Below are 22,480 nucleotides of genomic sequence, written 5' to 3'. Positions count from 1 at the left end.
TCAGTGACCCATTCCCAGTCCGCCGTCAACAGGAATGACGGCTCCAGTGATGTACGAGGCGTCGTCCGAGGCGAGGAACCGCACCGCCGCGGCGACCTCCTGCGGCTGTGCGTACCGGCCGAGCGGGACCTGCGAGACGATGCCCGCGCGCTGCTCGTCGGTGAGCACCTTGGTCATGTCGGTGTCGACGAAGCCGGGCGCGACGACGTTGAAAGTGATGTTGCGGGATCCCAGCTCACGGGCGAGGGAGCGCGCGAAGCCGACCAGAGCGGCCTTGGAGGCGGCGTAGTTCGCCTGCCCCGGCGAGCCGTACAGCCCGACCACCGAGGAGATGAGCACGACGCGGCCCTTCTTGGCGCGCAGCATGCCGCGGTTGGCGCGCTTGACCACGCGGAAGGTGCCGGTCAGGTTGGTGTCGACGACCGAGGTGAAGTCCTCCTCGGACATCCGCATCAACAGCTGGTCCTTGGTGACGCCGGCGTTGGCGATCAGGACCTCGACGGGGCCGTGCTGGGCCTCGATCTCCTTGTAGGCCTGCTCCACCTGCTCGGAGTCGGTGATGTCGCACTTGACGGCGAGGCAGCCCAGTTCCGTCAGGGCCGCCGGCGGCTCGCCCGTGCGGTACGTGATGGCGACCTTGTCGCCGGCGTCGGCGAACGCGCGGGCGATGGCGAGGCCGATGCCCCGGTTTCCTCCGGTGACGAGAACCGAGCGGCTCAACGGATCACCCTTTCGATAGGGGTCTGACACACCCGCCCGAACTCTGGGTGACAGGCGGCTTCCCCCCGAAACCTATCGGTCTGCTTCCGTGCGACAGCATTCGGGCACCGACAGTGGCTCACGGGACTGACTGTGGGGTCCCTACAGATTTTTGCGCAAGCGGCCCGGAAAGGCGTGGTCCGGGGGCGCCGGGCGCGACATGATCGAGGTCTTCACCCGCGACGACACCAGGGAGAGACCTAGGTGCCCCATACCATCGATGAAAGCTTCACGGCCCTACCCCTGCGCGCCCTCGCCGACGCCGCGCTCGCACGCGCGCGTGCGTTGGGTGCGGAGCACGCGGACTTCCGGTTCGAGCGGGTGCGCAGCGCGTCCTGGCGGCTGCGGGACGCCAAGCCCGCCGGGTCCTCGGACACGACCGACCTCGGGTACGCGGTGCGGGTGGTGCACGGCGGCACCTGGGGTTTCGCGTCCGGCGTGGATCTGACGATGGACGCCGCGGCCCGGGTCGCCTCGCAGGCGGTGGCGATGGCCAAGCTGTCCGCGCAGGTGATCAGGGCCGCCGGCTCGGACGAGCGGGTCGAGCTGGCCGACGAGCCGGTGCACGCGGACAGGACGTGGATCTCGTCCTACGAGATCGACCCGTTCACCGTGCCCGACGAGGAGAAGGCGGCGCTGCTCGCCGACTGGAGCACACGGCTGCTGGCGGCGAACGGCGTCAACCACGTGGACGCCTCGCTGCTGACCGTCCACGAGAACAAGTTCTACGCCGACACGGCCGGGACGGTGACCACCCAGCAGCGGGTGCGGCTGCACCCGGCGGTGAACGCGGTGTCGGTCGACGAGTCCAGCGGTGAGTTCGACTCGATGCGCACCGTCGCGCCGCCCGTCGGACGCGGCTGGGAGTACGTCACCGGCACCGGCTGGGACTGGGACGACGAGCTGGCCCGCATCCCGGAGCTGCTCGCCGAGAAGATGCGCGCGCCGAGCGTGGACCCGGGGCTGTACGACCTGGTCGTCGACCCGTCCAACCTGTGGCTGACCATCCACGAGTCCATCGGGCACGCCACCGAGCTGGACCGCGCCCTCGGTTACGAGGCCGCCTACGCCGGCACCTCCTTCGCCACCTTCGACCAGCTCGGCACGCTGCGCTACGGCTCGGAGCTGATGAACGTCACGGGCGACCGCACCGCCGAGCACGGCCTGGCGACCGTCGGGTACGACGACGAGGGCGTCGAGGGCCAGTCCTGGGATCTGGTGAAGGACGGCACGCTCGTCGGCTACCAGCTGGACCGGCGGATCGCGAAGCTCACCGGATTCGAGCGGTCCAACGGCTGTGCGTTCGCCGACTCCCCCGGTCATGTTCCGGTGCAGCGCATGGCCAACGTGTCGCTGCGGCCGGATCCGGCCGGAATGTCCACCGAGGACCTCATCGGCAGCGTCGACCGGGGCATCTACGTCGTCGGCGACCGCTCCTGGTCCATCGACATGCAGCGCTACAACTTCCAGTTCACCGGGCAGCGGTTCTTCCGGATCGAGAACGGGCGGATCACCGGGCAGCTGCGGGACGTGGCCTACCAGGCGACGACCACCGACTTCTGGGGATCGATGGCGGCGGTGGGCGGTCCGCAGACATACGTCCTCGGCGGCGCCTTCAACTGCGGCAAGGCCCAGCCGGGTCAGGTGGCGGCGGTGTCGCACGGCTGCCCGTCGGCCCTGTTCAAGGGCGTCAACATTCTGAACACCACGCAGGAGGCCGGTCGATGAGCGCCCGTAGCACCAAGCCGCACGAGGTCGTCGAGCGCGCCCTCGAGCTGTCGCGGGCCGACGGCTGTGTCGTCATCGCCGACGAGCAGTCGACGGCGAACCTGCGCTGGGCGGGCAACACGCTGACGACCAACGGCGTCACGCGCGGGCGCACGCTCACCGTGATCGCGACGGTCGACGGCAAGGAGGGCACCGCCTCCGGCGTCGTCTCCCGCGCCGCGGTGACCGGGGACGAGCTGGAGCCCCTCGTGCGGGCCGCCGAGGCCGCCGCGCGCGGTGCGCACCCCGCCGAGGACGCCCAGCCCCTGGTCACGGGCGTGGCTCCGTCTCCCGAGTTCACCGAGGCGCCGGCGGAGACCTCGTCCGCGGTGTTCGCCGACTTCGCGCCGGCGCTGGGCGAGGCGTTCGCACGCGCGCGTGCGGGCGGCCGCGAGCTGTACGGGTTCGCCAACCACGAGCTGGTCTCGACGTACGTGGGCACGTCGACGGGGCTGCGGCTGCGGCACGACCAGCCGAACGGAACGCTCGAGCTGAACGCCAAGTCCCCGGACCGTACGCGTTCGGCGTGGGCGGGGCGATCGACCCGTGACTTCAAGGACGTCGACCCGGCGGTGCTCGACGCCGAGCTGGCGGTACGGCTCGGCTGGGCGGAGCGGCGGATCGAGCTGCCGGCCGGCCGGTACGAGACGCTGCTGCCGCCGACCGCGGTGGCCGACCTGATGATCTACCAGCTGTGGTCGGCGTCCGGCCGGGACGCGACCGAGGGCCGGACGGTGTTCTCCAAGCCCGGCGGCGGTACCCGGCTCGGCGAGAAGCTGACCGACCTGCCGCTGACGCTGCGCAGCGACCCGAACGCGCCCGGCCTGGAGTCCGCGCCGTTCGTCATCGCGCACACCTCCGGCGGCGACCAGTCGGTGTTCGACAACGGGCTGCCGCTGCGGTCCACCGAGTGGATCGGCGGGGGCGAGCTGAAGAACCTGACGACCACCCGGCACAGCGCGGGACTGACCGGGCTGCCGGTCGCGCCGGGGGGCGACAACCTGATCCTGGACGGCGGCGAGGACCGCTCGCTGGACGAGATGGTCGCCGCCACCGGCCGTGGCCTGCTGCTGACCTGTCTCTGGTACATCCGCGAGGTCGACCCGGCGACCCTGCTGCTGACCGGTCTGACCCGGGACGGCGTGTACCTCGTCGAGGACGGCGAGGTCGTCGGCGAGGTCAACAACTTCCGGTTCAACGAGTCGCCGGTCGACCTGCTGGGGCGGGCGACGGAGGCGGGACGCACGGAAAAGACCCTGCCCCGGGAGTGGAGCGACTGGTTCACTAGGGCTGCGATGCCCGCCCTGAGGGTGCCGGACTTCAATATGAGCTCTGTCAGCCAGGGCGTATAACCTCGTAGCCGGCAGTCACTCGACTGCGCGAAGATCATCAAGGAGACCGAGACCGTGACGGACATCGTCGACGAACTGACGTGGCGGGGGCTGATCGCCCTCTCCACGGACGAGGACGCATTGCGCAAGGCGTTCGCGGACGGTCCTGTCACGTTCTATTGCGGCTTCGACCCGACCGCGCCCAGCCTGCACCTCGGCAACCTCGTGCAGATCCTGACGATGCGCCGCATCCAGCAGGCCGGCAACCGTCCGCTGGGCCTGGTCGGGGGCGCCACCGGTCTGATCGGCGACCCCAAGCCGAACGCGGAGCGCACGCTGAACGCGCCCGACGTCGTCGCCCAGTGGGTGGAGCGGCTGCGCGCGCAGATCGCGCCGCTGCTCGACTTCGAGGGCCCGAACGCGGCCGTCATGGTCAACAACCTGGACTGGACCCAGGGCCTGTCGGCCATCGAGTTCCTGCGCGACGTGGGCAAGCACTTCCGGGTCAACAGGATGATCGCCAAGGAGGCCGTCTCCCGGCGGCTCAACTCCGACGCGGGCATCAGCTACACCGAGTTCAGCTACCAGATTCTGCAGGGCATGGACTTCCTGGAGCTGTACCGGCGGTACGGGTGCACCCTGCAGACCGGCGGCAGCGACCAGTGGGGCAACCTCACCTCGGGCACCGACCTGATCCACCGGGTCGAGCCCGACGCCGTGGTGCACGCCCTGGGCACCCCGCTGATCACCAAGGCGGACGGCACCAAGTTCGGCAAGACGGAGTCCGGCACGGTCTGGCTGGACCCCGAGATGACGACGCCGTACGCGTTCTACCAGTTCTGGCTGAACGCGGACGACCGGGACGTCTCGAAGTTCCTGCGCATCTTCAGCTTCCGGTCCCGTACGGAGATCGAGGAGCTGGAGCGGCAGACCGAGGAGCGGCCGCAGGCCCGGGCCGCACAGCGCGCGCTGGCGGAGGAGCTGACGACGCTGGTCCACGGCCCCGACCAGACGGCCGCGGTGGTCGCCGCGTCCAGGGCCCTCTTCGGTCAGGGCGAGCTGGGCGACCTCGACGCGCGGACGCTGGCCGCGGCCCTCTCCGAGGTGCCGCACATCCGGGTCGCCGAGCTCGGACCGGTCGTGGACCTGTTCGCCGAGGTCGGCCTGGTGGCCAGCAAGTCGGCGGCGCGGCGGACCGTGAAGGAGGGCGGGGCCTACGTGAACAACGCCAAGGTCACGGCCGAGGACGCGGTGCCCGCGGCGGAGGAGCTCATCCACGGCCGGTGGCTGGTGCTGCGCCGCGGGAAGAAGAACCTGGCCGCCGTGGAGGTCACCGGCTGACCGGCCGACCGGCAGGACCGACGAAGGGGCGGCTTCCCGGGCGGTTTCCGGGGGAGTCCGCCCCTTCGTCGTGCGCGCGCTCAGGCCCGGTGCTTGCGCTTGCCCAGCGTCGCCATGTAGAGCATGTCGCCGAGGGCGACGATGATGATGGCGGCGATCAGCTGAAACGCGTGCCGGCTCCAGTCGATGCCGGGCGTGGACTCGACGCCTGCCGCACGGGCGATCGCGTTGCCCACGATCGCGCCCAGCATGCCGAAGATGGTGGTCAGCCAGAGAGGGCTGTGCTGCTTGCCCGGGATGATCGCCTTGGCGATCAGGCCCAGCACGAATCCGACGATGATCGCCCACAACCAGCCCATGACTGCCTCCTTTTCCGGCTCTACGTGAGCAGTGGCCTCAAGTCTCGGGCCGCTCGCCGTACGACGCATGTCGGGTACGGCCGTACGCGGGACGGCGCAGGGGGTTCGCCCGGACCGCGGACGCCCCGGTCTCCGGGACTGCGCAGCCGCGGCGTAACGTGGAGGGCCGGGGGGATGGACGACGCGGGCGGACGGGGAATGTCATGCGGAAGCAGGGTGGCGGCCAGAACGCCCAGGTGTTCCGGATCACCGGCGCACGCCAGGGGCTTCAGGACGACGTGCGGGGCCGCCAGCGGCGCTACATCATCTCGATGTCGGTCCGCACGGTGGCGGTGATCCTGGCGGCGACGTTGTGGAACGTGGAACGGCATGTGGCCGTGGTGGCGCTGGTCCTGGGCTTGGTGCTGCCCTATATCGCGGTGGTCGTCGCCAACGCCGGTCGGGAGAACGTGCCTTCGCTTCCCTCGACGTTCGTCGGCGTGCCCGTGCGGCCCATGCTCACGCCGCCGCGCGCCGACGACGGCTCCGCGCGATCCGGCCCCGAAGAGGAGGGCTTCGCGGAACCCCGCCGGGAGGAACCGGCGCCCGGTCAGGCTGAGCGGCAGCCGTGAACGGGCCATGAGCGGACGGTGCGCCAAGCTCAGGAAAAGCTCAGATCAATCATGTTGTTCCAGTGCCGTGGGGGTGGTCTGCCGTGACATACTTCGTACGCGCTCCGCATCCCCCGTCGGAGCGACGGACCGACGCCGGGCAGCTCCCCCCGTGGCTGCTCGGCGTCGCCTTTGTGTGCGTGTGGTGAGACGACCCTGTGAGTGACGAGACCCCCATCTGTTCTGCCAAGGGCTGCCGTGTCGCCGCGGTGTGGGTGCTGGCCTGGAACAACCCGAAGATCCATACGCCGGAGCGGCGCAAGACGTGGCTCGCGTGCGAGGAGCACCGCGAGCATCTGTCGCAGTTCCTCGGGGTCCGGGGCTTCCTCAAGGACGTGGTCGCGCTGACAGAGTGGGAGCCCCCGGAGGGCTCCCACGACCGGGCCGTCTGAGCCGGTCCCCCGCACCAGGTCCCCGGCCGGAGCTCCTAGCCGCCGATCGCCGACATGGGCCGGTCCGGCTGCAGGAAGCTCGGGTCGTCCAGACCGGAGCCCGCCTTCTTGCCCCACATCGCCAGGCGCCAGATGCGGGCTATCTCCTCGTCGGGGGCGTCGGAGCGCAGGGCGGCCCGCAGGTCCGTCTCCTCGCGGGCGAAGAGGCATGTGCGGACCTGGCCGTCCGCCGTGAGGCGGGTGCGGTCGCAGGCTGCGCAGAAGGGCCGGGTGACGGAGGCGATGACGCCCACGCGGTGCGGGCCGCCGTCCACCAGCCAGCGTTCGGCCGGGGCCGAGCCGCGTTCCTGCTCGCCCTCGGCGGTGAGCTCGAAGCGGGTGCGCAGGGAGGCCAGGATGTCGGCGGCCGTCACCATGCCCTCGCGCTTCCAGCCGTGCTGGGCGTCCAGCGGCATCTGCTCGATGAAGCGCAGTTCGTAGTCGTTCTCGACGGCCCAGGCGAGGAGGTCGGGTGCTTCGTCCTCGTTGAGGCCCGGCATCAGGACGGTGTTCACCTTCACCGGGGTCAGGCCCGCCTCGCGGGCGGCTTCGAGGCCGTCGAGGACGTCCTTGTGGCGGTCCCGGCGGGTGAGGGTCTTGAAGACGTCGGGGCGCAGGGTGTCGAGGGACACGTTGACCCGGTCCAGGCCGGCCGCCTTGAGGGCCGGGGCGGTGCGGCGCAGGCCGATGCCGTTCGTTGTGAGGGACGTCCGGGGGCGGGGCTCCATCGCGGCGACCCGCTCGACGATGCCGACCAGGCCCGGGCGCAGCAGGGGCTCGCCGCCGGTGAAGCGGACCTCCTCGATACCGAGGGAGGTGACGGCGATGTCGATGAGGCGGACGATCTCGTCGTCCGTGAGGAGATCCGGCTTGGCCAGCCACTGCAGGCCCTCCTCGGGCATGCAGTAGGTGCAGCGCAGGTTGCAGCGGTCGGTCAGCGAGACCCTCAGGTCGGTGGCCACTCGGCCATAGGTGTCGATGAGCACGTGTGCCCCCTCCCTTGTGGTGGATCGCGTGCCTGTTCCGTCACTTGTGAGCCTACGTGACGCCGCCGACAGCGACAGAGCCCGATCCCACGAGGTGGAACGCGGCCGCGTCGTAGGGATCTACGACGCGGCCGCGGTAGGAGCGTGGCCGGGTGGACGTCCGCGCCACCTGCTCGTCGCCTCAGTGGGCTCCGGTGCCGGTCAGGGAGCGGACCTCCAGCTCGGCGTACTTGGCGTCGTCGGGCTCCTCCTTCGACAGGAGGGTACCGACGACGCCCAGCAGGAAGCCGACCGGGATCGAGATGAGGCCGGGGTTCTCCAGGGGGAACCAGTGGAAGTCGACGTCGGGGAACATCGAGCTGGGCTTGCCGGAGACGACCGGTGAGAACAGCACCAGGCCGACCGCGGTGACCAGGCCGCCGTAGATCGACCACAGGGCTCCGGACGTGGTGAACCGCTTCCAGAAGAGGCTGTAGAGGATCGTCGGGAGGTTGGCGGAGGCGGCGACCGCGAAGGCGAGGGCGACGAGGCCGGCGACGTTCAGGTCGCGGGCGAGGGCGCCGAGCAGGATGGAGACCGCGCCGATGCCGACGGTGGCGTAGCGGGCCGCGTTGAGCTCCTGCTTCTCGGAGGCCTGCCCCTTCTTGATGACGTTGGCGTAGATGTCGTGGGCGAACGACGAGGAGGACGCCAGGGTGAGGCCGGCGACGACCGCGAGGATGGTGGCGAAGGCGACCGCCGAGATGGTGGCGAGCAGGATGGCGCCCCAGTTGGAGTCGACGCCGCCCAGATGGAGCGCGAGGAGCGGTGCCGCCGTGTTGCCGGCCTTGTTGGAGGCGACGATCTCGTCCGGCTTGATGAGCGCGGCGGCGCCGAAGCCGAGGGCGAGGGTCATCAGGTAGAAGGCGCCGATCAGGCCGATGGCCCACAGGACCGACTTCCGGGCGGCCTTGGCGGTGGGCACCGTGTAGAAGCGGATCAGGATGTGCGGCAGGCCTGCGGTGCCCAGGACGAGGGCGATGCCGAGCGAGATGAAGTCCAGCTTGGTGGTGCCGCTGGCGCCGTACTTCAGGCCCGGCTCCAGGAAGGCCGCGCCCTTGCCGCTGTTGTCGGCGGCCGAGCCCAGCAGGTCGGAGACGTTGAAGTCGAACTTCAGCAGCACCAGGAAGGTGAGCAGCAGGGCTCCGGCGATCAGCAGGACGGCCTTGACCATCTGCACCCAGGTGGTGCCCTTCATGCCGCCGATGGTGACGTAGACGATCATCAGCACGCCCACGAGGGCGACGATGCCGATCTTGCCGGCGTCGCTGGTGATGCCCAGCAGGAGCGAGACCAGGACGCCCGCGCCCGCCATCTGGGCGAGCAGGTAGAAGATCGAGACCACGATGGTGGAGGTGCCGGCGGCGGTGCGGACGGGACGCTGGCGCATGCGGTACGCGAGGACGTCGCCCATGGTGTAGCGGCCGGAGTTGCGCAGCGGCTCCGCCACCAGGAGGAGGGCGACCAGCCAGGCCACCAGGAAGCCGATGGAGTACAGGAAGCCGTCGTAGCCGAAGAGGGCGATGGCGCCCGCGATGCCGAGGAACGACGCGGCGGACATGTAGTCGCCGGAGACGGCGAGGCCGTTCTGGAAGCCGGTGAACTGCCGGCCGCCGGCGTAGAAGTCGGCGGCGTCCTTGGTCTGGCGGCCGGCCCAGACGGTGATGACGAGGGTCGCGGCGACGAACACCGAGAACAGGACGATGATCAGTGTGCGGTGCTCGCTGGCCTCGCCCGCGGCGAGCAGGGTCTGCTGTGCGGGGCTCATTCTCCGCTCTCCATCCGGGACTTGATCGCGTCGGCCTTGGGGTCGAACTTGGCGGCGGCGGTCCGCGCGTACCACCAGGCGATGAGGAACGTGGTGAGGAACTGGGCGAGGCCGAGGGTCATCGCCACGTTGAAGTTGCCGAAGAGCTTGGTGCCCATGAAGTCGCCCGCGTAGTTGGAGAGCAGGACGTACAGCAGGTACCAGGCGATGAAGGCGACGGTCAGCGGGAAGGCGAAGCCGCGGTAGGCGCCGCGCAGTTCACCGAACTCCGCGCTCTCCTGCACCGCGACGAACTCCTCGGTGGTGGGGAGCCGGCTGGGGGTCTTCGAGGGGGGCGGTGTCTCGGTGGCCACGGAGTCTCCTCGCATTGCGGACGGCGGGTCGGGCGGGGCTCGATCGTGCACGGGCTCCCTGACCAAGGGCACGGCGGCGCGCAAGGGGCGGTTCAACTCGATCGGGTACTTGTCGGCGGGGTTCCGCCGCGTCCGCGCGGGCGGCGGCGGCCGTCCCCCGCGGAAGTCGTCGTGCGAGGTCGTTGCTGGCCGGTGAGTCGGTTGGATAGCTTCGGCTCAGCACCACCCGTCATGTACCTGTCGAGCAGGATCCGCGCTCGGCCAGGTCCCTTTTCCGGATGATGTGGAGACCCCATGGCTCATCTGCCTTCCAGACGCCGCCTCGCACTCGCGGTGCCCGTCGTGCTGTCGCTGACCGCCTCTCTCGGCTTCCTGCCGACGGCGGCTTCCGCGGCTCCCGCCGCGACGTCCGCCACCCGGGCGACCGACGCCCCGACGCTGGCGTACGTCGTCAACACGAGGGTGGACCACCGCACGATCGGGTCGGTGAAGAAGGCGATCGCCTCGGTCGGCGGCACCGTCGTCGCGTCGTACGAGCGGATCGGCGTGTTCGTCGTCCACTCGTCGAACCCCGACTTCGGTCCGCGGATACGCGCGGTGCGGGGCGTGCAGTCGGCCGGCGCCACCCGCACGACTCCGCTGGTCGCCGCCGGGACCACCGACGAGGGCGCGGTGCAGGTTCTGTCGAAGGCGGAGGCCGCGAAGGTCGCCAAGGCCTCGGGCACGGCGGGCCAGAGCGAGCCGCTCGAGGCGGACCAGTGGGACCTGCGCGCGATAGGCGCCGACAAGGCCGCCACGATCAACCCGGGCAGCAGGAGGGTGACGGTCGCGGTGATCGACACCGGCGTCGACGACACCCACCCGGACCTCACCGCGAACTTCTCGGCGTCCCAGTCGGCGAACTGCGTCGGCGGCGTCGCGGACACCAGCGCGGGGGCCTGGCGTCCGTACACCGCGGAGGACTACCACGGCACGCATGTCGCCGGTGAGATCGCGGCCGCCCGCAACGGCGTCGGCGTCGCCGGCGTCGCACCGGGCGTCAAGGTCGCGAGCATCAAGGTGAGCGACCCCAAGGACGGCCTCTTCTACCCGGAGAACGTCGTCTGCGCGTTCGTGTTCGCCGCCGACCACGGCGTCGAGGTCACGAACAACAGCTACTACGTCGACCCGTGGCTGTACAACTGCATGGACGACCCGGACCAGAAGGCCATCGTCGACGCGGTCAACAGGGCCCAGACGTACGCCCAGAAGAAGGGCACGCTCAACGTGGCCTCGGCGGGCAACTCCAACCACGACCTCGACTCCGACGCCATCGTGGACGCGTCCAGCCCCGACGACGGCACGCCGGTGTCGCGCACGATCGACCCGCACGAGTGCTTCGACGTGCCGACCCAGCTGCCGGGTGTCGTCACCGTGAGCGCCACCGGCGTCAAGGGCACCAAGTCGTACTACTCCACCTACGGCCTCGGCGCGATCGACGTGGCGGCCCCGGGCGGCGACAAGTACCAGATCCCGGACACGCCGTCGGCCAACGGGCGCATCCTGTCGACGCTGCCGAACAACACGTACGGCTATCTGCAGGGCACCTCGATGGCGTCGCCGCACGTGGCCGGTGTGGCCGCGCTGCTGAAGTCGACGCATCCGTACGCGAGCCCCGCCCAGCTGCAGGCGCTGCTCAAGCTCCAGGCGGACAGCACGGCGTGCCCGACCGAGCCGTACGACGGTGACGGCAACGGCGTCGTGGACGCGACGTGCGTGGGCGCAAAGCGGTACAACGGCTTCTTCGGCCACGGCGTCGTGAACGCACTGCGCGCCGTGAAGTAGTCGCGTCGCCGCCATCACCGCGGCGCACGGAGTTCGAGGGCCGGGCGGTCATCCGCCCGGCCCTTTCGCGTGCGGCGACGCCGGCCGTCGCACGGGCGGGGCGGCATATATTGATTGAATCAATAATGCATCATGTAGTCATGACAGACATCAGGTTCGCATGGTCGGAACTGGGCGGCGATCCCGCTCTCCTCGCGCGCGTGTCGTCGGTCGTCCGGGAAGACACCCTGCCGTCACGGCTGCCCGTGCGGCAGTTGGCGCGCGCCTGTGTGGGCGCGTGCGCGCTGGCCGCGGCCGAGCTGGGGGCGCGCCGGGCGGGCCTGCCGCAGACGCCCGAGGTGCTGGTGGACGACGCGGCGGTGGCCGCGGCGTTCGTCAGTGAACGGCAGACGCTGGTCGACGACCGGGCGCCGGTGCTCTTCGCCCCGCTGTCCCGGTTCTGGCGGACCGCCGACGGCTGGGTGCGCACCCACGCCAACTACCCGCACCACCGCGAGCGCCTGCTGCGCGCGCTCGGCCTGCCCGCGGACGCCGACAGCGCGCGTTCCCGGCCCGCCGCCGTCGAGGCAGTTCTCGCCGGACGTCGGGCACAGGACGTCGAGGACGCGGTGCAGGCGGCCGGCGGTCTGGCCGTGGCGCTGCGCACGCCGCGGCAATGGGCGGCGCACGAGCAGGCCGCCGCCGTCGCCGGCCGGCCCCTGGTCGAGCGGGTCAGGCTGGACGGGGCACGCGTGCGCGCCTTCTCGCCGGTGGCCGTCGGCCCCCTGCTGCCGGCCGCCGGAGTGCGCGTCCTGGACCTGACGCGGGTCCTCGCCGGGCCGGTGGCCACCCGCACCCTCGCCCTGCTCGGCGCGGACGTCCTGCGCGTGGACGCGCCCGGCCTGCCCGAGCTGGCGGACCAGCACGCCGACACGGGCTTCGGCAAACGTTCGGCCCTGCTGGACCTCACCGCCGACCGGCGGACCTTCGAAGAGCTGCTCGCGACGGCGGACGTCGTCGTCACCGGCTACCGGCCGGGCGCGCTCGACCGGTTCGGGCTCTCCCCCGAGGCGCTGGCCGAGCGACGGCCGGGCGTGGTCGTCGCGCAGGTGTCGGCGTGGGGGGCGTACGGGCCCTGGGGCGACCGGAGGGGCTTCGACAGCCTGGTGCAGGCGGCCACCGGCATCGCGGCCGTCGAGGGCTCGGCCGGGCAGCCCGGGGCGCTTCCGGCGCAGGCCCTGGACCACGGGAGCGGCTATCTCCTGGCGGCCGGCGTGCTGCGTGCGCTGACCGACCAGTCGGCCGACGGCGGCTCCCGTCTCGTCCGGCTCGCCCTGGCCCGGACGGCGGCGTGGCTGACCGCGGGCGCCCGGACCGGCGCGGCAGGGGGCCCGGAACCGGACGTGCGGCACTCCGACGACGGCGGCCTCGACCCGACACCGTGGCTGGCGCGCACCGACAGTCCCCTCGGGCGGCTGCGGTACGCCCTCCCGCCGGTGCGCTTCGACGGCGGGCCGACCGACTGGGCGCGCCCGCCCGGCCGGTGGGGAGCCGACCCGGCCCGCTGGCTCTGAACCGGCGGGGCCCGTCAGCCCGGACCGGCGGCCACCGGCCGCCTGTCGGCCCGTTCCCGTGCCGGGCGCGGTTCGCCGAGGGCGCCGCGGGCCAGCAGCAACTGCGCGGCAAGGTAGGTGAGCATGATCCACAGATCGGGACGCGGCGGCTGCGGCCAGTCCGCGACGCCGGTGGCGATGAGCGTGTCGGAGAGCAGGAAGAGCGCGCCACCGACGCCGGCGACGGGGCCGAGCCGGGTGCCGGCGGTGCAGGCCATGGCTGTGAGCAGGGTGCTGTAGACGGCCACCGGAAGGCGCAGCTCCGCGGGCAGGTCGGGCCGGAGCAGGGCGACCGTGGTGATCAGGGCGGCGGCGTAGCAGGGAGCGAGGAACAGGGCGCCCGCGCGGGACCGGCCGACGCGGACGAACAGCACCAGGTAGCAGACGTGCCCGGCGGCGAAGCACGCCATGCCGGCGAGGAAGGCGGCGTCGGCGTCGAACAGCAGCAGGGTGTCGCCGCCCCAGCCGCACAGCAGGGCGGCGACGAGGAGCCGGGGCGCGCCGCGCAGGGCGGCCCAGGCGGCGAGGAGCGGCATCACGAGCGGCTTGACGACGGCGTGTCCGGGCTCGAAGCCGGCGGCGAGGCTGAGCAGGTCGACGGCGGCGGCGAGCGCGAACAGGCCGAACAGGGCCGACGGGACGCGGGAGCGGGTCACGCGGCCGTGGTCTCCCCGACCGGGGCGGCCGGCGGCGTGGGCACGGGCGGGTCCGGCTCGGACGGCGCGGGCACCGACCGGGCCGGCACGGGCTGGGCCTGCTCCGACCGGGCGGCCGGCTGCCAGCCCGGTCCGCCGAACACCCGCCCCGCCCGTTCGCGCCAGCCCGCCGCGGACCTGACGTCCCTGGCGATCGCGACGTACTCGTGGGTCGCCACCTTGATCGGGTTGAACGTGTTGATGTTCTTGGTCAACCCGTACACGGGCCGGTCGGTCTCGGGCACGAAGGAGCCGAACAGCCGGTCCCACACGATGAGGATGCCGCCGAAGTTGCGGTCCAGGTAGCCGCCCTGGGAGGCGTGGTGGACGCGGTGGTGGGAGGGCGTGTTGAACACGAACTCGAACCACCGGGGCATCCGGTCGATCCGCTCGGTGTGGATCCAGAACTGGTAGACGAGGTTGACCGAGGAGCAGAAGGCCAGCGCGGCCGGGTGGACGCCGGCGGCGACGAGCGGTACGTAGAAGGGCCAGACGGTCAGCGTGGTCCAGGGCTGGCGCAGGGCGGTGGTGAGGTTGAACTTCTCGCTGGAGTGGTGAACCACGTGGCAGGCCCACAGCACCCGGATGACGTGGTGGCCACGGTGGGACCAGTAGTAGAAGAAGTCCTGCGCCAGCAGCATCAACGGCAGCGTCCACCACAGGACGGGCACGCGCAGCGGCGTCAGCTGGTAGATCGCGGTGTAGATCGCGACGATCGGGATTTTCCAGAGGAAGTCGAAGACGAGGCTCCCGAGCCCCATGCCGACGCTGGTCACGGCATCCTTCGTCTGGTACCCGGCGGCGTCCTCGTCGGGATGGACGCGGACGCTGATGATCTCGATCACGGTGAGCAGCACGAAGGCGGGTATCGACCACAGCACGACATCGGGCAGGTTCGGCATGCAGGCACCGTAGAACCGCTGGTGGGCTGCGGCTAGACGGTGTTACCGACAAGTATTTCCAGGGGTATGCGCTTGCTTGTTGGTGATCCCCGCCAACCCGCGGCGGCGGACCCGTCCGCTTCACGTCTTCTTCACACGCCGCGTCTCGCACATCCGCCGCCGCACTCCCGCGCCGCCTCCCACGCCCGCCGCGCACCCCCGCGGCCTCGCACCCGCGCGCCGCCTCACGCCCCCGTCGCCCCCAGAAGCGAACCGACCACGTACGTCACCCCCATGGCGAGGGCTCCGCCGCCCACGTTGCGCACCACCGCCCGCCCGGGGGCCGCGGCACCCAGCCGGGCGGCGGACCAGCCCGTGGCGGTCAGGGCCAGCAGGACGGACACGACGGTCACCGGGAGACGCCAGTCGGCCGGCGGCAGCACGACGGCCAGGAGCGGCAGCAGGGCGCCCACCGTGAAGGCGAGGAAGCTCGCCCAGGCCGCATGCCAGGGATTGGTGAGGTCGTCGGGGTCGATGCCGAGCTCCACGCGCGCGTGCGCCCGCAGGGCGTCCCGCTCCGTGAGTTGCACGGCCGCCTCCCGGGCCACGTCCCGGGACAGGCCCCGCTCCTCCAGCAGCTCCGTCAGCTCCTCCAGTTCGGCCTCGGGCTGCTCGCGCAGCTCCCGCCGCTCCAGCGCGAGCGCGGCCTTCTCGGAGTCCCGCTGGGTCGACACGGAGACGTATTCGCCCGCCGCCATGGACAGCGACCCGGCGAGCAGCCCGGCGAGGCCGGCCGTCAGCAGCGCCGAGCGGTCGTCCGTCGCGCCGGCCACGCCGACGACGAGACCCGCGGTGGAGACGATGCCGTCGTTGGCGCCGAGGACCGCGGCGCGCAGCCAGTTGAGCCGGGATCCGAGCGAGCCGTCGTGGGCCTCTTCGTGAGTGGGTTCCGTCACAGGACGGAGGATGACACCTCGCGGGCCGCGGGTCGCGTTGCGACGCCCGGCCGCGCGCGAGCGACCGGGCGAGCGGCCCCGACGAGGACGAGGCGCGGACAGCGGGCGGAGGAGACGCAGAGCGGCACAACGGCCAAGAGCGCGGCCGAAGTTGCGGCGCCGCGGCCGGCCGCCCCGGCGCACGCGTGCGTGCGCACCACGAACTCCCGTGCGGCCCGGAGGACTTCCCGCGCCCGATGCCACGGGGCGGGGGCGGCGGGGTGCCTGCGGGGGCCCGTATCCTCAATGACCATGCTCGAGGACCACACGACGACAGCGTCGTCCCCCACGGAGTGGCCGACCGCGTATCCCCGGGGATACGCGGTCGTTGACGTGGAGACCACCGGCCTGGCGCGCGACGACCGGATCATCTCCGCGGCCGTGTACCGGCTGGACGCGCGCGGTGAGGTCCAGGACCACTGGTACACGCTGGTCAACCCGCAACGCGACCCCGGCCCGGTGTGGATACACGGTCTGACGAGCGACGTGCTGGCGGGCGCGCCGCTCTTCCACGAGGTGGCGGAGGAGTTCGCCGCCCGGCTCGAAGGCCGGGTGCTCGTCGCGCACAACGCGGTCTTCGACTGGCAGATGATCGCGCGGGAGTACGCGCGCGCGAAGCGCGAGGCGCCGGTGCGGCAGCGGCTGTGCACCATCGCGCTGTCCAAGGAGTTGGACCTGCCGCTGCCCAACCACAAGCTGGAGTCGCTCGCGGCCCACTTCGGCGTCGTGCAGCAGCGGGCGCACCACGCGCTGGACGACGCACGCGTCCTCGCGGAGGCTTTCCGGCCGAGCCTGCGGGCCGCGGCGGAGGGCGGAGTCCGGCTGCCGCTGCTCGAGTGCCGACCGCTGACGGAGTGGGCCGACCGTCCGGCGTCCCTGATCGGGCGGCAGGCTAGCGGTCCGGGCGGCGGCTACGGCGGCTACCGGCCCAGCAGTTGGCGGCCGTCCCGCAAGAGGCCGGCGTGCCCGCACCCGAACCCCGGGCGGTACGAGGACGGCAAGAGGCTCAAGCAGGGCATGCGGGTCGCCTTCTCGGGAGACACCTCGGTCGAGCGCGAGCTGCTGGAGGACCGTGCCGCCGAGGCGGGACTGCATGTCGCCACGAGTCTGTCCCGGCTGACCAGCCTGCTGGTGACCAACGACCCCGACTCGGGCACGTCGAAGGTGGTGAAGGCGCGGCAGTTCGGGACGCCCGTGGTGGACGAGGCCGCGTTCGGGCAGCTCCTGCGGGATGTGGAGCCCGCCGACGAGTGACCCGCGCGGACTGCTGCGCGAAGCCGCCGGTGCCGACCGGTGCGTACGGGTGATTGCCGTGCGACTCGCCCGCAGCCCGCTCGCCCGCGCGGGGGCGAGCGCCCACCCTGTGGCGCATGGCGAGATGCGAAGTTTGCGGCAATGACTACGGAATGACCTTCGAGGTGCACGCGCAGGGCGCTGTCCACGTCTTCGACTGCTTCTCCTGTGCGATCCATCGCATGGCCCCCATCTGCGAGCACTGCAGGGTGCAGATCATCGGCCAGGGCGTCGAGGTGGAGGGTCACTGGTACTGCGGCGCGCACTGTGCCCGCGCGGAGGGCCGGGTGGGGATCGTCGACAAGGTCTGAGCCCGCGTCCGGCCGCCCGGGGGGCCGGCCGCCGAGGACGTCCCGCGGCACCCGGCCGCATGCACCCCACGACCGAGTTGTACGGTCGTGGGGTGTACCGCTTCCTGTTGTCCCGGCAGTGGGTGATCCTCACGCTGGTCTCCCTCCTCCTCATCCCCACGATGATCAGGCTGGGCTTCTGGCAGATGCACCGCTACGAGGAGCGCACCGCGCGCAACCAGCTCGTCTCCGACGCGCTGTCCGCCGACGCGGTGCCCGTCGAGAGGCTGACCGCCGTCGGCCATGTCGTCACCCGCGGCGAGCGGTACCGCAACGTGAGCGCCACCGGCGTCTTCGACACCGGTCACGAGGTCGTCGTCCGGCGCCGGGTCAACGCCGACGACACGGTCGGCTTCCATGTCCTCACCCCGCTCGTCCTGACGGACGGCAAGGTGCTGCTGGTCGACCGGGGCTGGATCCCCGCGGACGGCCCGAGCCAGACCGCCTTCCCCAAGATCCCCGCGCCGCCCGGTGGCAGGGTCACGGTCACCGGGCGGCTGATGCCCGACGAGACGACCGCGGCGAGCGGCATCAAGGACCTCAAGGGGCTGCCGGACCGGCAGGTCATGCTGATCAGCAGCGAGCGGGAGTCCCGGCGGCTCGGCGCACCGGTGCTCGGCGGCTACATCGCGCTGACGGCCCCCGCGTCCAAGGGCGACAGCCCCGAGCTGCTGGGCCCGCCCGGCAGCGAGGACGCGGCGCTGAACTTCGCGTACACCATCCAGTGGTGGCTGTTCGCCGCGGGCGTCCCCGTCGGCTGGCTGATCCTGGTCCGCCGCGAGGCCCGCGAGCGGGCCGCGGCGGCGACCCGGGAGGCGGAGCCGGCCGAGCCGGCGACGGTGTAGCACCGCCGGCCCGGCCGGACCCCGCCACGCCCTCCGCCCTGTTCCGCTCCGGCGTAGCGCGTTTCAGCAGCAGCGGCTCTGCGGATGCTCCTCGCGGTGCCGGCTGCGCAGCGCCTGGTACTCGCGTGGGGTGGGGACCGCAGCGAGCGGGTGGTGACGCCGGCGCCGCTCGCAGTAGCGGTCGTACTCCCCCTCGCCGGTCAGCTCGCGCAGGTACCAGCGCACGGCCCGCGCCCAGCCCACGGCCGCCCGCAGGAGCCGGCGCCCCGCCCGCGCCCCGCGCACGGTGACGCTCACGATCCCACCGCGGCCGGCACGTCGATCCGGGACTCGACGAAGGGCGCCTCGGTCGTCGGCAGGGGGGCCGGCGAGCGCACGGCCCGTACGCACACCACAGCCGCGTTCACGATCACCACGGCGACCAGCAGCAGGAACACGGCGATCAGCACGCCGTCCACCGTGGAGTTGGCGACCACCGTGTGCATGTCGGCCGGCGACTTGGCGGGCGCCAGCACCTGCCCGGCGTCGAGCGCGTCGGCGTACCGGGCGCGCTGGGCGAAGAAGCCGATCCTGGGGTCGTCGGAGAAGATCTTCTGCCAGCCGGCGGTGAAGGTGATCGCGACGACCCAGGCCAGCGGCACGCCCGTCACCCAGGCCCAGCGCAGCCGCCCGGACTTGATCAGCACCGTCGTGCACACGGTCAGGGCGATGGCGGCCAGCAGCTGGTTGGCGATGCCGAAGAGCGGGAAGAGCTGGTTGATCCCGCCCAGCGGGTCCGTGGCGCCGGTGTACAGGAAGTAGCCCCAGGCGGCGACGACCAGACCGCTGCAGAGCCAGATGCCGGGCTTCCAGTTGACCCTGCCGACCGGCTTCCACACGTTGCCGAGCATGTCCTGGAGCATGAAGCGGCCGACGCGGGTACCGGCGTCCACCGTGGTCAGAATGAACAGCGCCTCGAACATGATGGCGAAGTGGTACCAGAACGCCTTCATCGCGGTGCCGCCGAAGACACCGGAGAAGATCTCCGACATGCCGACGGCCAGCGTGGGGGCGCCACCGGAGCGGGCGATCAGCGTCTGCTCCTCGACGGCCCTGGCGGCGGAGGTGAGCTGGTCGGGGCTGATGGTGAAGCCGAGGCCGGCGACCGCGTGGGACGCCGACTCGGCCGTCGCGCCCAGCAGGCCGGCGGGCGCGTTCATCGCGTAGTACAGACCCGGTTCCAGGGTGGCCGCGGCGATCAGCGCCATGATCGCGACGAACGACTCCATCAGCATGGCTCCGTAGCCGATGAGCCGGACCTGGGACTCCTTCTGGATCAGCTTGGGCGTCGTCCCGGACGAGACGAGCGCGTGGAAGCCGGACAGCGCGCCGCAGGCGATGGTGATGAAGAGGAACGGGAACAGCGCCCCCGCGAAGACGGGTCCCGCGCCCGAGGAGGCGAAGTCGCTGACCGCGTCCGTCCTGAGCACGGGCGCGGCCACGACCACGCCGACCGCCAGCAGCGCGATGGTGCCGATCTTCATGAAGGTGGAGAGGTAGTCGCGCGGGGCGAGGAGCATCCACACCGGCAGGACGGAGGCGACGAAGCCGTACCCGACGAGGCAGAAGACGAGGGTCGTCGGACTGAGCGTGAAGGCGTCGGCCAGCGAGGAGTTCTGCACCCAGCTGCCGCCCACGATCGCCAGCAGCAGCAGCGCCACGCCGATGAGGCTGGTCTCCACGACCCGGCCCGGGCGGATGCGGTGCAGCCAGAAGCCCATGAACAGGGCGATGGGCACGGTCATCGCGACGGAGAAGGTCCCCCAGGGCGAGTGGGCGAGCGCGTTGACCACGACCAGCGCCAGCACGCCCAGCAGAATGATCATGATGGCGAAGACGGCGACGAGGGCCGCCGCACCGCCCGCGCGGCCGATCTCGTCACGGGCCATCTGCCCGAGCGAGGTGCCGTCGCGGCGCATGGAGAGGAACAGCACGACCATGTCCTGCACCGCGCCCGCGAAGATCACTCCGGCGACGATCCACAGGGTGCCGGGCAGATAGCCCATCTGGGCCGCGAGCACGGGTCCGACCAGGGGGCCCGCGCCGGCGATCGCGGCGAAGTGGTGGCCGAGCAGGACCCGGCGGTCGGTGGGCTGGAAGTCGACGCCGTCCTCGAGGCGTTCGGCGGGGGTGGCCCGGCGGTCGTCGGGGCGCAGCACCCGGCGGGCGATGAAGCGGGAGTAGAAGCGGTAGGCGATGGCGTACGAGCCGAGGGCCGCGACCACCAGCCAGACCGCCGAGATCCGCTCCCCCCGGGCGAGGGCGACGACGCCCCAGGCGACGGCGCCGAGCAGCGCGACAACCGCCCACAGCAGGACGGATCTCAGTGACATACGCGACTTTTCCGGCCCCGGAAGGCCGGTTTCGGGCAGAGTGGACACAGACATGGCGGCTCCTCGCCTGGGCGGTGCGGCGCGCCTCGTGACACGGGGCGCCAGGAGATCAGCGACGGGCGGCTCTCCCCGCTCGCTGTCGGTCTGTGCAAGAGTTGCCCGCCCGCCGGAACCGGTTGACAGCGAATCTCCCGTGATTTTTCCGCCGCTTCCCGGTCAACCGAACCGGCCGTCCGCGCAACTGAACCGGTGAGGGCAGGCACACCAAGGACGGTGACCCATGGCCGACGGCGCCATGACCACGACGTTCCTCGCCGTGATCGGCGGGGCGTCGCTGCTCGCCGCGACCGCGCGCAGGCTGCGCCCCAGCGACCGGCTGCCCTCCCTGGAGGGCTGGGCGCTGGCCGACCGCTCGCTCGGCCCCGTCTGGACCTGGCTGCTGCTCGGCGGCACGATCTTCACCGCCTACACCTTCACCGCCGTCCCGGGACTGGCTTACGGCAACGGGGCGTCCGCGTTCTTCGCCGTGCCGTACACCGTGATCGTCTGCCCGCTCGCCTTCGTCCTGCTGAGCCGGCTGTGGAGCGTGGCCCGCAGCAAGGGCTACGTCACGGCCGCCGACTTCGTGCGCGGGCGCTACGGGTCCTCACCGCTGGCCCTCGTGGTGGCGCTGACCGGGATCCTCGCCACGATGCCGTACCTGGCGCTGCAACTGCTCGGGATACGGGCGGTGCTGACGGCCGGGGGCGTGTATCCGCGCGGCGCGGCCGGGGACCTGGTGATGGTGGCGCTGTTCGCGGGGCTCGCGGTGGCCACCTACCGGCACGGGCTGCGGGCGCCCGCGGTCATCTCCGCGCTGAAGGCCCTCGCCGTCTTCGTGTCGCTGACCGCCGTGTGCTGGCTGGTGCTGCAGCGGCTCGGCGGGCCCGGCGCCGTCTTCGAGGGCGCCGCGCGGCGGGCCGGCGCACCCGACGTGGCGCACTCCTCGCTGGTCCTCACCGCCGAGCAGCAGCCCGCGTACGCCACCCTCGCGCTGGGTTCCGCGCTGGCCCTGCTGATGTACCCGCACGTGCTCACCGCCGGGTTCGCCGCCGACGGGCCGCGCACCCTGCGCAAGGTCGCCGCGGCGCTGCCGGTGTGGACGGGACTGCTCGCCCTCTTCGGCCTGCTCGGCGTCGCCGCCGTCGCGGCCGGTGTGCGGGCCCCGGCCGGGGGCGCCGAGGCGGCCGTGCCGATGCTCGTCGACCGGCTGATGCCCGCCGCGCTGGCCGGGCTGGTGTTCGCCGCGATCACCGTGGGGGCGCTGGTCCCGGCCGCCGTCATGTCGATCGCGGCCGCCACGAGCTTCGTCCGCAACGTGTACGTGGAGTACGTCCATCCGACGGCCACGCCCAAGCGGCAGGTGCGGATCGCCAAGGCCGTCTCGCTGACCGCGAAGGCGGGCGCGGTGGCCTTCGTGTTCGGACTGCGCGACCAGGACGCCGTCAACCTCCAGCTGCTGGGCGGGGTGTGGATCCTGCAGGTCTTCCCCGCCGTGGCCGTCGGGCTGTTCACCGGCCGGCTGCACCCGCGGGCGCTGCTCGCGGGCTGGGCGGCCGGTATGGCCACCGGGACCTGTCTCGTGGTGAGCGAGGGGTTCTCCGCCACCGTCTCCCTGGGCTTCAAAACGATGACGGTCTACGCCGGACTGGTGGCCCTGCTGCTCAACCTGACCGTCGCGGCCGTCGGCACCGCGGTCCTCGAACGCCTCCGCGTCCCCCGCGGCGCCGACACCACCGACCTGCCCTCCCGCCTGGTCCTCAGGCGGCGTCCCGAGACGGGAGCGAACCACCCGTGAGACGCAGACACC

21 protein-coding genes are annotated in these 22,480 nt (G+C 71.9%); 11 read left to right on the top strand and 10 right to left on the bottom strand.

Going from position 1 to position 22,480, the window contains the following annotated elements; genetic code table 11:
- Positions 1–720 (bottom strand): 3-oxoacyl-[acyl-carrier-protein] reductase, encoded by a 720-nt coding sequence (gene fabG, locus C6376_RS20180; RefSeq protein ID WP_107444717.1) that lies wholly within the window; start codon positions 718–720, stop codon positions 1–3.
- A 243-nt stretch (positions 721–963) separates the two neighbouring features.
- Between fabG and C6376_RS20175 the strand changes: the two genes are divergently transcribed.
- The 3 genes from C6376_RS20175 to tyrS are packed head-to-tail and all read left to right on the top strand — an operon-like array spanning position 964 to position 5,198.
- Positions 964–2,487, top strand: a complete 1,524-nt coding sequence (locus tag C6376_RS20175; RefSeq protein WP_107444716.1) for a TldD/PmbA family protein — start codon at positions 964–966, stop codon at positions 2,485–2,487.
- Entirely contained in the window at positions 2,484–3,878 is a 1,395-nt protein-coding gene (locus tag C6376_RS20170; RefSeq protein ID WP_107444715.1) for a metallopeptidase TldD-related protein, read from the top strand. The genes C6376_RS20175 and C6376_RS20170 overlap by 4 nt, the downstream gene beginning before the upstream one ends.
- A 54-nt stretch (positions 3,879–3,932) precedes the next feature.
- On the top strand, positions 3,933–5,198 hold the full coding sequence (gene tyrS / locus C6376_RS20165) for a tyrosine--tRNA ligase (protein ID WP_107444714.1): 1,266 nt from the start codon (positions 3,933–3,935) through the stop codon (positions 5,196–5,198).
- An 80-nt stretch (positions 5,199–5,278) separates the two neighbouring features.
- Here the strand turns inward: tyrS and C6376_RS20160 are convergent, their stop codons facing one another.
- Positions 5,279–5,557, bottom strand: a complete 279-nt coding sequence (locus C6376_RS20160; protein WP_107444713.1) for a GlsB/YeaQ/YmgE family stress response membrane protein — start codon at positions 5,555–5,557, stop codon at positions 5,279–5,281.
- 203 nt (positions 5,558–5,760) lie between these two features.
- Here C6376_RS20160 and C6376_RS20155 point away from each other — a divergent pair, with 203 nt between their 5' ends.
- Together C6376_RS20155 and C6376_RS20150 are read left to right on the top strand one after the other, a co-directional pair.
- Positions 5,761–6,168 (top strand): DUF3099 domain-containing protein, encoded by a 408-nt coding sequence (locus tag C6376_RS20155; RefSeq protein WP_107444712.1) that lies wholly within the window; start codon positions 5,761–5,763, stop codon positions 6,166–6,168.
- Positions 6,169–6,365: 197 nt separating this feature from the next.
- Positions 6,366–6,599 carry a hypothetical protein gene (locus C6376_RS20150; protein ID WP_107444711.1) on the top strand — a complete coding sequence of 78 codons (234 nt, stop codon included), beginning with the start codon at positions 6,366–6,368 and terminating at the stop codon, positions 6,597–6,599.
- 35 nt (positions 6,600–6,634) lie between these two features.
- On the opposite strand, the gene moaA is transcribed toward C6376_RS20150, so the two are convergent.
- From moaA to C6376_RS20135, 3 genes are all read right to left on the bottom strand, one after another.
- Positions 6,635–7,624 carry a GTP 3',8-cyclase MoaA gene (moaA, locus tag C6376_RS20145; RefSeq protein ID WP_216825595.1) on the bottom strand — a complete coding sequence of 330 codons (990 nt, stop codon included), beginning with the start codon at positions 7,622–7,624 and terminating at the stop codon, positions 6,635–6,637.
- 181 nt (positions 7,625–7,805) lie between these two features.
- Positions 7,806–9,431, bottom strand: a complete 1,626-nt coding sequence (locus tag C6376_RS20140; protein ID WP_107444709.1) for a cation acetate symporter — start codon at positions 9,429–9,431, stop codon at positions 7,806–7,808.
- A complete protein-coding gene (locus tag C6376_RS20135; RefSeq protein WP_057582277.1) occupies positions 9,428–9,784 on the bottom strand; it encodes a DUF485 domain-containing protein in 357 nt (118 codons plus the stop codon). The genes C6376_RS20140 and C6376_RS20135 overlap by 4 nt, the downstream gene beginning before the upstream one ends.
- Before the next feature lie 294 nt (positions 9,785–10,078).
- Here C6376_RS20135 and C6376_RS20130 point away from each other — a divergent pair, with 294 nt between their 5' ends.
- Both C6376_RS20130 and C6376_RS20125 read left to right on the top strand, forming a co-directional pair.
- The gene (locus tag C6376_RS20130) at positions 10,079–11,608 is read left to right on the top strand and encodes a S8 family serine peptidase (protein WP_107444708.1); all 1,530 of its coding nucleotides are present in this window, start codon (positions 10,079–10,081) and stop codon (positions 11,606–11,608) included.
- A 140-nt stretch (positions 11,609–11,748) separates the two neighbouring features.
- Entirely contained in the window at positions 11,749–13,161 is a 1,413-nt protein-coding gene (locus tag C6376_RS20125; RefSeq protein WP_107444707.1) for a CoA transferase, read from the top strand.
- Between the two features lie 14 nt (positions 13,162–13,175).
- On the opposite strand, the gene C6376_RS20120 is transcribed toward C6376_RS20125, so the two are convergent.
- From C6376_RS20120 to C6376_RS20110, 3 genes are all read right to left on the bottom strand, one after another.
- The gene (locus C6376_RS20120; RefSeq protein WP_107444706.1) at positions 13,176–13,856 is read right to left on the bottom strand and encodes a lysoplasmalogenase; all 681 of its coding nucleotides are present in this window, start codon (positions 13,854–13,856) and stop codon (positions 13,176–13,178) included.
- Complete coding sequence (locus C6376_RS20115; RefSeq protein WP_107444705.1) at positions 13,853–14,797, bottom strand: sterol desaturase family protein; 945 nt, start codon at positions 14,795–14,797, stop codon at positions 13,853–13,855. Before C6376_RS20115 ends, C6376_RS20120 begins: the two co-directional genes overlap by 4 nt.
- A gap of 224 nt (positions 14,798–15,021) precedes the next feature.
- Positions 15,022–15,732, bottom strand: coding sequence for a VIT family protein (locus tag C6376_RS20110; protein WP_107444704.1), 711 nt, complete (start codon positions 15,730–15,732; stop codon positions 15,022–15,024).
- Positions 15,733–16,023: 291 nt separating this feature from the next.
- Here C6376_RS20110 and C6376_RS20105 point away from each other — a divergent pair, with 291 nt between their 5' ends.
- The 3 genes from C6376_RS20105 (at position 16,024) to C6376_RS20095 (ending at position 18,259) form a co-directional block, all read left to right on the top strand.
- Complete coding sequence (locus C6376_RS20105; protein WP_107444703.1) at positions 16,024–17,025, top strand: DEDDh family exonuclease; 1,002 nt, start codon at positions 16,024–16,026, stop codon at positions 17,023–17,025.
- 116 nt (positions 17,026–17,141) lie between these two features.
- A complete protein-coding gene (locus tag C6376_RS20100) occupies positions 17,142–17,375 on the top strand; it encodes a hypothetical protein (protein ID WP_079041440.1) in 234 nt (77 codons plus the stop codon).
- 92 nt (positions 17,376–17,467) lie between these two features.
- The gene (locus C6376_RS20095; protein WP_301554744.1) at positions 17,468–18,259 is read left to right on the top strand and encodes an SURF1 family protein; all 792 of its coding nucleotides are present in this window, start codon (positions 17,468–17,470) and stop codon (positions 18,257–18,259) included.
- A 63-nt stretch (positions 18,260–18,322) separates the two neighbouring features.
- Here C6376_RS20095 and C6376_RS20090 read toward each other — a convergent pair whose 3' ends face one another.
- Both C6376_RS20090 and C6376_RS20085 read right to left on the bottom strand, forming a co-directional pair.
- Positions 18,323–18,514, bottom strand: coding sequence for a YbdD/YjiX family protein (locus C6376_RS20090; RefSeq protein WP_254076393.1), 192 nt, complete (start codon positions 18,512–18,514; stop codon positions 18,323–18,325).
- 38 nt (positions 18,515–18,552) lie between these two features.
- The gene (locus C6376_RS20085) at positions 18,553–20,685 is read right to left on the bottom strand and encodes a carbon starvation CstA family protein (RefSeq protein WP_107444701.1); all 2,133 of its coding nucleotides are present in this window, start codon (positions 20,683–20,685) and stop codon (positions 18,553–18,555) included.
- 226 nt (positions 20,686–20,911) lie between these two features.
- On the opposite strand from C6376_RS20085, the gene C6376_RS20080 reads away from it, so the two are divergent.
- Complete coding sequence (locus C6376_RS20080) at positions 20,912–22,468, top strand: sodium:solute symporter (RefSeq protein ID WP_107444700.1); 1,557 nt, start codon at positions 20,912–20,914, stop codon at positions 22,466–22,468.
- Positions 22,469–22,480 lie beyond the last annotated feature (12 nt).

This window comes from Streptomyces sp. P3 (assembly GCF_003032475.1).
In the GTDB taxonomy this organism is placed as follows: domain Bacteria; phylum Actinomycetota; class Actinomycetes; order Streptomycetales; family Streptomycetaceae; genus Streptomyces.
This window is presented reverse-complemented; position numbering and strand designations above follow the sequence as displayed.

What these genes read in the sequence shown, in the direction of transcription:
- C6376_RS20115 (WP_107444705.1), bottom strand. Translation starts at nt 14,797, where the DNA reads ATGCCGAACCTGCCCGATGTCGTGCTGTGGTCGATACCCGCCTTCGTG.
- C6376_RS20170 (WP_107444715.1), top strand. Translation starts at nt 2,484, where the DNA reads ATGAGCGCCCGTAGCACCAAGCCGCACGAGGTCGTCGAGCGCGCCCTC.
- C6376_RS20100 (WP_079041440.1), top strand. Translation starts at nt 17,142, where the DNA reads ATGGCGAGATGCGAAGTTTGCGGCAATGACTACGGAATGACCTTCGAG.
- C6376_RS20140 (WP_107444709.1), bottom strand. Translation starts at nt 9,431, where the DNA reads ATGAGCCCCGCACAGCAGACCCTGCTCGCCGCGGGCGAGGCCAGCGAG.
- C6376_RS20080 (WP_107444700.1), top strand. Translation starts at nt 20,912, where the DNA reads ATGGCCGACGGCGCCATGACCACGACGTTCCTCGCCGTGATCGGCGGG.
- C6376_RS20130 (WP_107444708.1), top strand. Translation starts at nt 10,079, where the DNA reads ATGGCTCATCTGCCTTCCAGACGCCGCCTCGCACTCGCGGTGCCCGTC.
- C6376_RS20085 (WP_107444701.1), bottom strand. Translation starts at nt 20,685, where the DNA reads ATGTCTGTGTCCACTCTGCCCGAAACCGGCCTTCCGGGGCCGGAAAAG.
- C6376_RS20105 (WP_107444703.1), top strand. Translation starts at nt 16,024, where the DNA reads ATGCTCGAGGACCACACGACGACAGCGTCGTCCCCCACGGAGTGGCCG.
- C6376_RS20125 (WP_107444707.1), top strand. Translation starts at nt 11,749, where the DNA reads ATGACAGACATCAGGTTCGCATGGTCGGAACTGGGCGGCGATCCCGCT.
- C6376_RS20155 (WP_107444712.1), top strand. Translation starts at nt 5,761, where the DNA reads ATGCGGAAGCAGGGTGGCGGCCAGAACGCCCAGGTGTTCCGGATCACC.
- C6376_RS20160 (WP_107444713.1), bottom strand. Translation starts at nt 5,557, where the DNA reads ATGGGCTGGTTGTGGGCGATCATCGTCGGATTCGTGCTGGGCCTGATC.